Annotated in this window: 13 protein-coding genes; 10 read left to right on the top strand and 3 right to left on the bottom strand. The window is 47.8% G+C overall.

What is annotated here, in order from left to right; all coding sequences use genetic code 11:
* Positions 1 to 271: 271 nt before the first annotated feature.
* From P1U71_RS00120 to P1U71_RS00100, 5 genes are all read left to right on the top strand, one after another.
* Entirely contained in the window at positions 272 to 685 is a 414-nt protein-coding gene (locus P1U71_RS00120) for a hypothetical protein (protein ID WP_301103505.1), read from the top strand.
* Positions 682 to 1,989, top strand: a complete 1,308-nt coding sequence (locus tag P1U71_RS00115; RefSeq protein WP_301103504.1) for a relaxase/mobilization nuclease domain-containing protein — start codon at positions 682 to 684, stop codon at positions 1,987 to 1,989. The genes P1U71_RS00120 and P1U71_RS00115 overlap by 4 nt, the downstream gene beginning before the upstream one ends.
* Before the next feature lie 111 nt (positions 1,990 to 2,100).
* Positions 2,101 to 2,796: a hypothetical protein gene (locus tag P1U71_RS00110; protein ID WP_301103503.1), complete on the top strand. Its 696-nt coding sequence runs from the start codon at positions 2,101 to 2,103 to the stop codon at positions 2,794 to 2,796.
* Positions 2,793 to 3,350 (top strand): recombinase family protein, encoded by a 558-nt coding sequence (locus P1U71_RS00105; RefSeq protein ID WP_301103502.1) that lies wholly within the window; start codon positions 2,793 to 2,795, stop codon positions 3,348 to 3,350. Before P1U71_RS00110 ends, P1U71_RS00105 begins: the two co-directional genes overlap by 4 nt.
* Positions 3,351 to 3,552: 202 nt before the next feature.
* Positions 3,553 to 3,867, top strand: a complete 315-nt coding sequence (locus P1U71_RS00100) for a hypothetical protein (RefSeq protein ID WP_301103501.1) — start codon at positions 3,553 to 3,555, stop codon at positions 3,865 to 3,867.
* 482 nt (positions 3,868 to 4,349) lie between these two features.
* Here P1U71_RS00100 and P1U71_RS00095 read toward each other — a convergent pair whose 3' ends face one another.
* Positions 4,350 to 4,856 carry an HIT family protein gene (locus P1U71_RS00095; protein WP_367281083.1) on the bottom strand — a complete coding sequence of 169 codons (507 nt, stop codon included), beginning with the start codon at positions 4,854 to 4,856 and terminating at the stop codon, positions 4,350 to 4,352.
* 321 nt (positions 4,857 to 5,177) lie between these two features.
* Here P1U71_RS00095 and P1U71_RS00090 point away from each other — a divergent pair, with 321 nt between their 5' ends.
* Positions 5,178 to 6,710, top strand: a complete 1,533-nt coding sequence (locus tag P1U71_RS00090; protein WP_301103499.1) for a Fic family protein — start codon at positions 5,178 to 5,180, stop codon at positions 6,708 to 6,710.
* Between the two features lie 35 nt (positions 6,711 to 6,745).
* On the opposite strand, the gene P1U71_RS00085 is transcribed toward P1U71_RS00090, so the two are convergent.
* Positions 6,746 to 7,255, bottom strand: coding sequence for an antirestriction protein ArdA (locus tag P1U71_RS00085; protein WP_301103498.1), 510 nt, complete (start codon positions 7,253 to 7,255; stop codon positions 6,746 to 6,748).
* Positions 7,256 to 7,631: 376 nt separating this feature from the next.
* Here P1U71_RS00085 and P1U71_RS00080 point away from each other — a divergent pair, with 376 nt between their 5' ends.
* The 3 genes from P1U71_RS00080 (at position 7,632) to P1U71_RS00070 (ending at position 11,715) form a co-directional block, all read left to right on the top strand.
* Positions 7,632 to 7,811 (top strand): hypothetical protein, encoded by a 180-nt coding sequence (locus tag P1U71_RS00080; protein ID WP_301103497.1) that lies wholly within the window; start codon positions 7,632 to 7,634, stop codon positions 7,809 to 7,811.
* Positions 7,812 to 8,053: 242 nt separating this feature from the next.
* Positions 8,054 to 10,363, top strand: a complete 2,310-nt coding sequence (locus P1U71_RS00075; protein ID WP_301103496.1) for an AAA family ATPase — start codon at positions 8,054 to 8,056, stop codon at positions 10,361 to 10,363.
* Between the two features lie 755 nt (positions 10,364 to 11,118).
* The gene (locus P1U71_RS00070) at positions 11,119 to 11,715 is read left to right on the top strand and encodes a hypothetical protein (protein WP_301103495.1); all 597 of its coding nucleotides are present in this window, start codon (positions 11,119 to 11,121) and stop codon (positions 11,713 to 11,715) included.
* 341 nt (positions 11,716 to 12,056) lie between these two features.
* Here P1U71_RS00070 and P1U71_RS00065 read toward each other — a convergent pair whose 3' ends face one another.
* Positions 12,057 to 12,899, bottom strand: coding sequence for a hypothetical protein (locus P1U71_RS00065; protein WP_301103494.1), 843 nt, complete (start codon positions 12,897 to 12,899; stop codon positions 12,057 to 12,059).
* A gap of 103 nt (positions 12,900 to 13,002) precedes the next feature.
* Between P1U71_RS00065 and P1U71_RS00060 the strand changes: the two genes are divergently transcribed.
* Positions 13,003 to 13,143 carry a hypothetical protein gene (locus P1U71_RS00060; RefSeq protein ID WP_301103493.1) on the top strand — a complete coding sequence of 47 codons (141 nt, stop codon included), beginning with the start codon at positions 13,003 to 13,005 and terminating at the stop codon, positions 13,141 to 13,143.
* Positions 13,144 to 13,156: the final 13 nt, after the last annotated feature.

Here is a 13,156-nt window from a genome sequence, read left to right as displayed (position 1 = left end):
AACGGATGCTTGTTTTGTTCTTTCAGTATTTCGTTTGTGACAATCCGAACTTCTCATCATCGCTCAAATTGGCTTCTAATGCCTTCCGTATGACGGCGATGATCAAATCCATAAGAAATAAAATGGCTTTGAAAGTGGTTAACTAACTAATATTCAATGAAAAGATTGGCGCACCTCGACGGAGAAAGTTTGAACACTCTGTTTGAGGCGCTGGAGGAATGGGAAAACCATCTCGCACATGAGGACCTTGAAGGTTCGGGGTGCGGGAAAAATGACTTCAAGCCGTGAATTCAATAGGATAGCGGCGGGTAAGACAGCCAAATACCCGCCGCCATTTTCGCTCAGGCTCACTTATGAGGAACGCGCCAGACTGGAATGCGATGCCGCTGGCCGGACGTTGAGTGCCTATATCCGCGAAAAACTGTTCGGCGATACCGTTTCCCGACGCCGTGTAAAGGGCCGCAATCCGATCAAGGATCATGAGGCCCTGGGCCGTGTTCTTGGCGCTCTTGGCGGTTCGCGCCTGTCAAGCAACCTCAACCAGCTTGCAAAAGCCGTGAATTCAGGTTCCCTGCCAGTCACACCGGATACGGAAAAAGACCTTCAGGAAGCCTGCAAGGCTATCGAGGCAATCCGGATTGACCTGATGAGAGCGCTCGGAAACAGGCCGGAGCCCAAGCCATGATCCTGAAAGCCAAGGAACGCGGCGGCGGGGCGCAGCTTGCTCGGTATTTGCTGACCATGAACGAAAATGAACATGTTTCTCTGCATGAGTTGCGCGGCTTTGCCAGCGATACCCTTCTGGACGCATTCAGGGAAGTCGATGCCATTTCAAAAGGGACACGGTGCCAGAAATATCTCTTTTCCATGAGTCTCAATCCACCAGGTGACGCCGTCACCAATGAGGCCATGTTTGAAAAAACCGCAGACGCGATTGAAAGAAAACTTGGCCTTGAAGGGCAACCCCGTGCCATCGTTTTTCATGACAAGGATGGTCGGCGGCATGCCCATGTAGTCTGGTCCAGGATAGACAGCGAGAGGATGCGGGCGATCAATTTGCCGCACTATAAACGAAAACTGAAAGACGTATCCCGTGAGCTGTTCCTGGAGCATGGCTGGACCATGCCGCGCGGACTTGTAAAGACGCGCGAGCGTGATCCACTGAATTTCAGCCATGCGGAATGGCAACAGGCGAAACGGGTCAAGCTTGATCCTCGACATATAAAACAAATCTTTCAGGACTGCTGGAAACGTTCGGATTCCAAAGCGGCTTTCATGCATGCCCTCGAAGAAAACGGTTTCACGCTGGCAAGAGGTGACAGGAGAGGTTATGTCGCGATTGATTATCGGGGCGAAGTCTATTCCATCACGCGCTATGCTGGCGTCCGCACAAAAGAGGTTGCAAGCAAGCTTGGCAGTCATGGAGACCTGCTCCCTGCTCAGGAGAAAAAGTCGCAGATTGCCGCCCGAATGACGAACAAACTGCAAGAGTTTGTCCGTGAGGCCGAGCGCGAAGCTGAACGGGGCAGAAAGGTACTGGAATTCAAGCGTGGCGAGATGGTCGGTCGCCACCGTCAATCCCGCGCCTTGCTCAGGCAGAAACAGGAAAGGCGCTGGCAGGCCGAGGAGAATGCCAGGACAAGGCGGTTGCCCTCAGGCATTTCAGGCATCTGGCATCGTCTGACCGGACAATACGGCAAGGTGAAAGAACGCAATGAACTGGAAGCATGGCAGGCGCTCAAACGCGATTCAGCGGAGCGTGATACGCTGGTTCTCCATCAAGCTGAAGAACGGCGACAGTTGCAGCAACAAATTCGATCCCAGAACAACAGACTTTCAATGGACCTGCTGCGACTGCGCAAGGATATCAGCCATTACGACGATATGCGATTGCAGGGCCGTGAACCCTTGGCACAAGACCGAAAACGCCAAGCCAACAAAGCTGTCCATCAGCGTCAGAGACGATCTCACGGGCCGCAGCCTGACTAAGTATATCTTTAGTCAAAACGAGAATTAGTTGTCAGAGGAACCTTAACCCAATTTTCATAATTTACTCGTTATAGTATTATATCATATTATTTTATATCGTATTGAGGGATTTTGAGTATATTAGACAAAGAATTTCAAAGACTTGCCATACCGTCACAAGAGCTTCTGCTCAAATTGGCTGCCCTGTCGGATGGGGAAAACAGCCCTGTCATTTCCGCTCGTAAAAAATCCGAATTCGCTGAAGTTGATGATAGCGATATAGCCACAGATTTTGCCGCTTATCAAATGACACTGGAGTATGAAGAGCGTATTCAAGCTATCAACGAACGACTGAAAGAGCTGGATAGCCAGACACAATTTGAACTGGTGCAGGCCGAACAGCATTTACAGGAACTTCGGGAACAAGCCAATCAGAATAAAAAAGGGCAGCATATCTATCAGGATGAAGACGATGGAAGCATGCGCTATGAAGATGGCCAGATAGCGGAGCCGCAAGACGTTGATTATCATGCTTTGGATGCAGATGCGCCTTCATATCAAATGATCAGGGACGCGCGATCACGATTTGATAACGCCCAACATAATCGCGCTCGATACGAAGCCATCAGAGACCGTTCGGACAAGATTGAAAGCGTTGATGACCTCGACGCATTGGAACGTGAAATAAGCGCTTTGGAAGCTGACGTTGCAGATACGCCTGCGCCGCCGCAACTATCTGAAAATGGGGAGGAAATAAAAGGGTCCTTTTTGTCTAGTTTCGTTGTTGCACCTGTATTTTCAAAAAATGACCCCAAAGAGTTTGAATGAAAATTGGCTATGCCCGAGTCTCAACCGACGATCAGGATTTATCCTTGCAGATTGACGCCTTGAAGAAAGCCGGTTGCGAAAAGATATTTCAGGATGGCGGCATATCCGGAATAGTCAGAAACCGGAAGGCGCTGGGTGAAGCGCTGTCAACTCTTCAAGCCGGTGATGTACTTGTAACATGGCGTCTTGATCGGCTGGGCAGGTCGCTTGCGCATCTGATAGACATTATCGCAGACCTCGGTGAGCGTGAGATTGGCTTTCAATCATTGTGCGAGGTCGTAGATACAACGACACCTGGCGGAAAGCTAACCTTTCATATCATGGGCGCGCTTGCGGAATTTGAGCGCTCCCTGATCAGTGAAAGAACAAAGGCGGGCATGGCCTCGGCCAAGGCCAGAGGCAAAAAACTGGGCCGCCCGAGAAAACTTACCGACATTCAGCTAAGACATGCCCGTAAAAGGATAGAGACAGGCGGCACTACAATCAGGGCCCTCGCAGAAAAATTGGGAGTATCCCCCAAGACGCTGTCTAAGGCTTTGCGACGACTGGACTGAACGGCTTTACCTCCGAAGGGTCAAGAGCAGGTGTATCGGCGGCAAAAGAACCTTCTGCTGCGCAGCAAAAGGCATTATTGACCGCAGGAGCCTTTCCAAATCCTGTCTTGCCTAACAGGTCATCTTCAAGAGCATTCGCATCAGAAGAAAGGGACCCTTTTCGCTACTATTTTCATAATCATTTTATGAAAAGGACTTCATCATGAAGAAACTGGTTTTGATCATAGCTCTTTTGCTTTCCGCCTGTTCTTCACCATCCCAGGCGATGACGAACAAGGAATTGCTTGAGAATTTTTCTGACGATGAAAGGTTCGGTTACATCACCGGCACAATTGAAGCGTTGGCTTTTGTAGCCAAGGTTAATAAAAGGCAGGAAGCGGCAACTTGTCTGACAAACTGGTTTTTCGGTGAGGGTGATGGCATGACTGAAATTGTTAACCGGATTCATGATCTGCCCGACAAAGCTCCGCAAGCGACGATCTACGTCCTAGCACGCAAAAAATGCGGGAAATTTTGATATTTCAGGGGTCAATTAATCTAATTTGCATTTTAAAAACGCTGTATTGACCAACCTAGCTTGGGTCTCGCCCTGAATGTCCAAAGTCAAATCATCGGTTGCTTCGTTATTGTGATTGTTGCACCTACCGACTCCTCAAACCGAAGCTCAGAAACAAGAACAGTCTTCATATCTCGAATGTCATTATGTTTGACACCATGTGCATTTGGCACAATTCGTAGCAATCATGGAGAGTCGTCCGATGCCTGACGCGCTCCATCTCTGGCAATAAATCAGCGGTATTAGCGCGGACGATCCCACCCCATCCCGCAATGCAAAGCGGATCATGCGTCAATGGATGGCGAAAGAAATAATAACCCGCACCCACGTAGCTATGCTCCAATTGCAAGCGAAGGTATAGGAATGTGAATAAACCACCATGACCGGCTCAATCAGTAACAGAGCAAGCCTGCGCTAAGCTCGAACGTTTTCACCTGTGTCTACTATGAGGCGTCATCAAGCTTGCTTTTTTTGATCATTTCTTCTCTTAGAAGCACGATGCTTTGCTCCACAGAAGGCCCTTGATTGAATGGCGGATCGGGTCTTTCGCAAAATTCTCGCCAAACAAAGAATGTAAGTTCGACCCCATCAGTCCCATTAGCCCCCGGCGGAGAGGAAAAATTGCCAAGAACTCGATAGCGTTCATCTTTCCAGAATAATTCCTCAACCCAATTGAAAATTGGAATCAAATGAAGATGAAACGGTATTCCATCAGTGTGTCCATATCGACCAATATATATTCGTGCTGGGTTCAAAGCTGATTGCATAGCATGCTGCGTCATATTGATTAGTGGGCCTAGCGATGTCAGCGCATCCATAGGAATTCCAGAAAAATCAACTGCATCCGTTTTGGTGCCCAGCATCAAATACCCCGGCAAAGCAGAATTGATCCTATGGTTTATGAGCCAATGTTCAGTTTCATAGATGCGGTATTGGTTCGATATATACATAGCACGCTACTAATGATTGTAGATTTTTATAGGCTAACAGACACCCTCTTGACGGACAAGGGCTTCATTTCTGCCCCTCTTCCGGTTGCGCCAGCATTCACCCACTAGAATATTCTTCTAGAACGATGCAAGGGCGACTAAAGGCCGATGCCGAGGAGCGGGATTAAGGCATGATTTTGAGGCGCCTTATGCCCGAATGTAATCGTTTTTCAGGAACCATATAATATTTTCATTATTTTTCATTGAAAATAATCAATTTTCATGAGATGCTGTTTTTTGTGTAGTAAATTTCAACAAGAATAATCGGATATCAGAAAAAGCATGGAAAGTAAGAGATTTTCAGAGCCAGTAAGTGTTTTTCAGGAAAGCAGGCTTCCAGAGCGTGCTTTGCCGGTTGGCTATGCCGCCCTGATTGATGCCTACAATCTTCAAATTCCGCTACCACTCACATTGAGTGCAATTGGCAAACGTCACAAAATATATGAAGAAGGCGGCTGGCGAATATACACGCCTCGTCATGAACCGCCATCTACGCTTGAAGGCCATTTGGTTTTTGCCCTGAAATATGAAGGGCTCGATCTCGCAATCCTCAAGCGCCTGTTTCTCGCTATGGATGCCGACGAGCTCGCAGCAATTATAACCGCCAAGCCCACAAGTTCCTATATGCGCCGCCTCTGGTTTCTTTACGAATGGCTGCTTGATCGCCCCCTTGACATTCCTGACGCCAAAACCGGCACCTATGCCGATATTGTCGATCCGAAACAGCAATGGGCCGTTAAGGGAGAAACATCGACTCGCCACCGCGTGCGAAATAACCTGCCAGGCACGCCAAACTTCTGCCCGCTTGTCCGACGCACCGAAAAACTGGAAAGATTTGTAGACGCGAGGCTTGATGAACAGGCCCGCGCCGTAATAGGTAAAATTTCAGCGGGGATTCTGGCGCGCACGGCTGCCTTTCTGCTTCTGAAAGATTCCAAGTCCAGCTATGCGATCGAGGGCGAAGCACCCCCGCACGACCGTATCCAGCGTTGGGGCAAGGCCATTGGCGAAGCGGGCAAACAACCGCTCGACAAAGATGAATTTTTGCGCTTGCAACGCATCGTGATCGGAAAAGAACGATTTATCCGCCTTGGATTTCGTAACGAAGGCGGCTTTGTCGGTGAACATGAACAAGACACGCGCATTCCGCTCCCCGATCATATAAGTGCACGTCACGAGGCATTGCCAGCCCTTGTTCAAGGTATGATCGATTTTGACCGCAGCTATGCCAATGGTATTGATCCTGTGATTGCGGCTTCTGCGCTTGCCTTTGGCTTTGTCTACATCCACCCGTTTGAAGACGGCAACGGACGGATTCATCGCTATCTGATCCACCATGTTCTGACAGCTCGCGGATTCAATCCGGCTGGCATCGTATTTCCGGTTTCTTCGGCTATTCTGGAGCGAATAGACGACTATCGCCGCGTCCTTGAAAGCTACTCGCAACGGCTCTTACCAGTCATCGAATGGGAACCGACGGAGAGGATGAACGTACGCGTTCTCAATGACACCGACGATTTCTACAGGTATTTTGACGCCACACCACACGCGGAGTTTCTATTCGAATGCGTGCAGAAAACCATCGAAAACGACCTGCCGGAAGAGGCCGCCTTCTTGCAGCGATACGATCAGTTCAAAAGCCGTGTAGAAACTCTGGTTGAAATGCCTGCTTCAACCGTTGATCTGTTGTTCAACTTCCTGAAACAAAACAATGGCCGCTTGTCCAAGCGTGCGCGGGAAAAAGAGTTTTCGCCTCTTTCCGACGAAGAAACGGCGAAGTTCGAAGCCATTTATCAGGAACTATTCGAGGTTTGAGCAACTGTCCCTCGGCTACACCGCAAGCGACTCCCTTAATCGCACCGATAGGCCAAACGCTTTCCTGCAATTTCGGTCATGCTGTAATCGAATCCCAAATCGCGGGCGATGGCGTCATAGTCCAGATAATGAGCAATATTCTCGGGGATGTCGCCGAACAAACCTTCGTCTATAAACTGCTCGGCAAGTTCGCGCAGGCTGTCCACTTCGAACAGGTCGATATCAAGCGCATCAGGATCGTCCTGTTCCTGATCGAACATACATCCGCATTCACCAACTCCGACAATAAAACACCGCTTCTGCTGCTCGTCCCATTCATCTATGACATCAAGGAAGCGCTTAGCATTACACTGGTTTAGCTCCCAGGCTTTAGCAAGCGCGCAGTCTATTTCTTCGCCGTCTATAAACTGGAGTTCAAATTCCTCGACCGGCTCGCCGTATTCGCTTCGCGCGTTGTGTAGTTTCTGCTGGAATTCTTCTCTGTCGCTGAAATAAAAACCCTTAGCGCAAATGTCGTATGGCTGGGCGTAAAGGACTGTTTTCATTTATTTTCCTCCTTGAGGCTGTCTGGTTGCACATGCAACCGGAACGGCCCTCCGCCGAGGAGCGGGGGAGCAAAGGCAAGTGGCGCGCAAGCGGGACCGGAGCCACGCGGAGCTGCAACACCGTGAAGCGAGCATGGCGAGGCCCCACCCTTTGCCTGCGAGGGGGCGGCTGCCCCCTGACCCTTTTCTGATAGATGTCAGTGCTTGCGCTGGCTCAAGCAGCGCCATTTGGCGCGTTCTTCATTTCCTGTTTCTTCCTATCCCTTGTCGCTGTGTGTCCTGCCGACGCAGCGAAGCCTTCTATGGCCAATGATGATGGATGCGAGTGGCCGAAAGGCTCCGGTGGTCGGTGCCTCCCATAACAAGGGAGGATGACATGAAACTCATCACACACTTCGAACTGGCGCGCATGAGCAAACCAGAACTGCAAACACTGTTCAGAATGGTATCCGGCAGGGTCGCCACCTACCCGCAAGGCAGCATGGAGCGAATCAACGCCCTCGCCTCGCTCCAGAACATCCAGCGTGAATTGAGTATGCGGCCATCTGGCCCGTGACAGGCTTTGCCATCCGATGCGGTGAACCGGAAGGTTTGCCGCATTAGAAAAATGTTATAAAAACACGTAGACTTATCAAGCAGAGGTTGGGCTATACAACAAAATCGTTGCTGTTTCAGAATTGGCTTAGGGATATTTGATCCGAAAGAGACACACATATAAAAATCAAGAAAAACTTGTCAATGCATTGGATTAAATGGCAGCCTTATCCTGCTTAGACAAATATAAACCATGTGCACCTAATGATTGAAAAGATACATTTGGCGAGTGAGGGCTCTTATGATGCTGCCGGAACGACACTTGACGGCCTGAAAGTTCTTAACTTCATATTCGGGGCGAATGGTTCCGGAAAGACCACAATTTCCCGCGTAATTGAAAATGCTGCGGCCTATCCTGACTGCAACGTGACCTGGACCGCTGCGAGTCCGCTGGAAACTCGTGTCTACAATCGTGATTTTGTGGAGAAGCATTTCGATGCCGATAGTAATATCAAAGGTATTTACACATTCGGTGAAAATGTCGAGGTCGCCGCAAAGATCAAAGTGCTCAAGTCAGAAGCTAGTGAGCTTTCTGGTAAAATTGCTGGTTTGAAAACGGCCTTGCATGGTGAGGACGGAACAAGCGGCAAGCAAAAAGAACAAGAGGACCTAAATGCGCAACTTGTTGAAGATATATGGAACGCTAAACGGAACCTTGATGATCTCGACGACGCGTTTACGGGGTTGAATAACAATAAGAAAAAATTCTGCGCCAGATACAAGACAGAAGCCGAAAATAATTCAGCTGAGTTGCGCGACATTGGGGTTCTACGGAATGACGCCGTAACTGTTTTTTCGGATACTTTGAGTGAAGCGGCTGCCCTGCCAACACCAGACACAACCGAACTGCAAGAAAGTGAAACTGCGACAATTTTAGGCAAGAAGATTATTGGCAAGACGGATGTAGACATTGCTGCATTAATCGAAAAGCTAGGCAATAGCGACTGGGTTCAGCTGGGCAGACAGTACTTCGAAAAGCTCGACGACCAATGTCCATTCTGCCAGCAAAAGACCGATGTAGCGTTTCGCAAAAGCCTTGAAGAATATTTTGACGAAAGCTATATCGAGGACATTTCAACCATTGATAAATTATTAGGTGCGTATGAGTCTTGCGCACAAAAATCTGTTGCGGCGTATAATGCTTTGGCCACAAACGAGTCGCCGTTTCTAGACAGCGAGAACTTTAAAAAAGACTTTGCAACGTTACGGCTCGCACTAGAAGCTAATATCGAAATCATTAAAGGAAAGAAAAAAGAACCGAGTGCGCCGGTCACGCTGAAAGATACGAAGCCGCTCATTGCGACCTTGAATACCCACGTTGAAACCGCAAACGCTAAAGTAAAGGCGAACAACGATACAATTCACAACATTGAAGCAGCGAAAAAAAATCTATCATCACAAGTTTGGAAGCGTTTGATTGAAGATACCAAGGCAATCTTTGGGAAATTCAAAACTGAAAGCGGATCGCTCGGCAAAGCGATAACGGGTCTATCCGAACGAATCGCGAAATTTCAGGAGGAGTTTGATGCCAAGCAGGTCGAGCTAGAAGAAAACGAAAGTAAAATCACGAGTATCAAGCCGACGATTGACGCTATCAACAAACTGTTGAAGTCGTTTGGATTTACAAATTTCCACTTAGTTGAAAGTGGCGGCGGAGGTTTCTATGCAGTTGAACGCCCTGATGGCTCCGACGCAAAAGGCACATTGAGCGAGGGTGAGAAATCCTTTATTACGTTTCTGTACTTTTACCACTTTATCAGAGGCTCGTTCTCGTCCAGCGGGGCTACGACGGATCGTATTGTTGTCTTTGACGATCCTGTATCGAGTCTTGATGCTGATATCCTTTTTATTGTCTGCAATCTCATCAAGGGAATTATTGCCGAAATGCGTGAGGGAAGCGGCTCTATCAAGCAAGTCTTTGTCCTTACGCACAACATATATTTCCACAAAGAAATAACATTTAACAGAAAGCGCAGTGGAGCCGACGCACTTCATGATGAGACTTTCTGGATAATTCGGAAATCGACGGAGCGTTCCGAATTAGCGGCATCAGCCGAAAACCCAATCAAATCCAGCTATGAGCTTTTATGGCGGGAAGTTCGGCAAAAACCTCCATCCGATACCGCAATTCAAAATGTCATGCGGCGCATTTTGGAGCATTATTTCAAATTCTTTGGTGGCATCACGCTCGAAAAGGTCATCGAGAGGTTTGAGGGCCAAGACAAATTAATCTGTGGCTCGCTTCTCTCATGGGTCAACGACGGCTCTCACTTCGCGAATGACGATCTCTTCATGTCCTGTAATCCTGGCCAAGTGGATCGATATTTGACTGTGTTTCAACGCATCTTTGAAGAGTCAGAGCATGGGGGACACTACAAAATGATGATGGGCGACGCGTATGTTGCCATAGCTTCGACTGTAAATGAAGCCGCTCAAGAAATAGCTGTGCCCGTCCCCCAGATGGCTGAACATGAATCCGTTGAGCAAACAGACGGTGTAGCAGCAGCCAAATAAATTTATCGACCTTTGTTGTGAATATTACCACTCAAAAAAGATTGTAACTTTTCATTCAGTGCATCTCTCCACTCTGCAACCGTTTCACATTCCCATACTGTCAGCACATCCCAACCCCGATCCTGTAGAGCGGTTCGGTTCTATGCGTCGCGCTCAACGTTGCATTGAAGTTTGGGTTGCCAGTATTCAAGCCAGATATTGTATTTGGTTCATGGCGGCGGCGATATACTCGCTAATCGTGATCCAGCTTCGGGAAGATGGCGGTATCCAATCCAAGTAGTTGGTCGGGGACGCAAGGGATGTGACACACTCCTGCTCGATGGGATGGGTTCTAGGGTAAGGGTAGCGCGAAAGCTCCCTTCCATGGTCTCGATGAAGTCGTCTCCATGACATGGTCAGGATTTCACAAGGGCAGGAACGCCCTTTGATCGATGGGTGCAGGGAGAGCGAAGTCTCCTGCGAGTGGTCCAGAACGATAGGCTGGTCGTGATTAATCGGCGATACGATTAGATGGCTCAGAGGGGTTCGATACCCTGTCTGAGCCAAGGCGGGAGGGTCCACGGGAGGGCGCAGCACCTCTTTGGCAAGATCGGTTTTGTACTACAAAACACATCTTGCGCGCATTTACGTTTGTTCTTACTACGCCAGTTTAGTCGTACTACAAGGAAATATCGTATGCAGATAGCGGTTAAAATTATGGTAATTTCATGCTATTTATAGGAGATTTATATTGATTAAATGCTAAGGGAAAAACTATGAATATATTTCAGGCAGCTAATGGTGGCGCGACATTCTTGGTTGTAGGTGCGGTAGGCTTTGGGATTACTGGAGCAACCAAAAACATTGATATATCAATTTTCCATTATCTAAAAGATTCCCCCAGCATATTGCTATTGATGATCTTTATCCTACTATTCAAAATTAAGACTGCCTTTGACGATCACAAGCATTTTGGTGATGCCTATCAGCACAAGACCTTCTTCCGATATATTGGATTTATTCTTGCGATTTTTTCATGGTTGCTAATGGCTCAAGCTGGATGGTCCATTGGTCAACCGATAAGATCAGCAGAATGGCTGATATACTCAATTCTGGTTTCTACATTGTGGATTTTTGTACATCTCTTTGAGATTTGGGTAGATAAAGGTCGCCCTAGTACTGAGGCGATAGTAAAGCACCTACGCCAGAAATGGGTCTTGATAAACATTGTGTATATCTCCTGCCTCCTTGTTTTTCTTGGCTATTTAGCACCTGTCGTAAATGCAGAATCTGTATTACCTCTTTGTGTAATGATGGTTTTTTTTGCATTTGATTTTTTTACGAGCGATTCTTTTGATAATCTCGACGAATAAATTAAATTTTTACTTAAAAATTTGCATAAATATTTCTAATATGGTAGCTTATCACTATGAAAATGAGAAACGCATGGTATTGCTCATTATCGAATATTGGGCTTTTAGGATTAACATCTTTGACAGCTTTTAACGGAGCTGCCATAGCTACGTCAGCATTAGCAGCAACAGCAGTATTAAATGGGATTTATACTGGCCTATTGCTAAGCGGACAGGCGAAAAACAAACCATGACAAATTCAATATAGGTCATTCAGAATTATGCCCTCTTTGAATTTTTCGGTGTGGCCTGCATTTTTCCATATATTTTTACCATACTACTCGCTTGTACTACGTAGCCGCTTACGTACTACCTGCTCCTATCGATGCTTCAAGTTTCTGTAGTACAACCCCATACTGGGGTTGCTGAAGGCCCGTCGGTATGTCCACCGCGAGATATTCAAAAACTGACGGCATGATAAATGTCCCTATAAATCCGTTCTTTTGCCTTCGCAATACATACATATGGCTGAAGAGAAAATCCCGCATAAGCACCAGAAAGTCGTTCTTGCCGATAGGCAGGCATACGCCTGATTTATGCAATGTAACGGGACCGCCATCCGCCTTGCCATTTCCATGAAAGGGATATGTCTCTTTAGCAACGCCATATCTGTTTCCTTCACCTGGACCAATTGAAAGCCTGACAGGCGTGCTTTTTTCCTTGCTGCCGCTGACGGGAATGCCCCTGCCAACAGCTACAAATGTCTGTGCCAGGCCTCCCTGCGGAGCAATGCCGGTTGATTGTAAAGGATAGACCTTCAGAGAATATTCTCCTGCGAACTGTTCCCACATCTCCTTATAACCATGAAACTGACCGATGAAACGCATCATGGCCAGGCCCAGCTCTTCTTCGGGAGGCGTTTTCATTTCAACTTCCAGAAGTTTGACGCAGGCATTCAAGAAGAAGGTGCCGCGAATATTCTTGCCTTGTCTTAGCCTTTGAAGGTTCTTGATAGTTCCGCTCGTATCGCGGTCCTCCGGATAATAGATGCTCAAACGATCCGCCAGCTTCACGTCTCCAATCTTGTGATCGTTGCGGAAGGCAATGATAGCCCGCCTGATCCGCTCTATATGGTGATCCTCAAAATTCCTGATGAAGTCCATAACTGTCCAGCCTCTGTCCATTACGGCGGAGCTTTTCTCCATTAATTTCCGATCTATCGCCCAGCTGAGCCCAAAAGACAATCTTTCACTGCTCAGAAAGGGGTGAGACGCACCAGAAGCGCAATACAAAATCGAGGAGAAGACTATGAGTAACGACTACAAAAATGGTTACCAAGCTGGATTACAAGGCCGGACTGTCAACACGAACGGCATGTCTTCCCAGCAGAAAGAAAGCACCGATGCCGGTGTGAACCACGGCAAGAAAGACGCCGCGAAAGATAAATAATCATGTGGGTGGG

The sequence above is a fragment of the Sneathiella sp. genome, assembly GCF_029233945.1.
In the GTDB taxonomy this organism is placed as follows: Bacteria; Pseudomonadota; Alphaproteobacteria; order Sneathiellales; family Sneathiellaceae; genus Sneathiella.
Note: the sequence above shows the minus strand (reverse complement) of the source record. Positions and strands in the feature narration are given on the sequence as shown.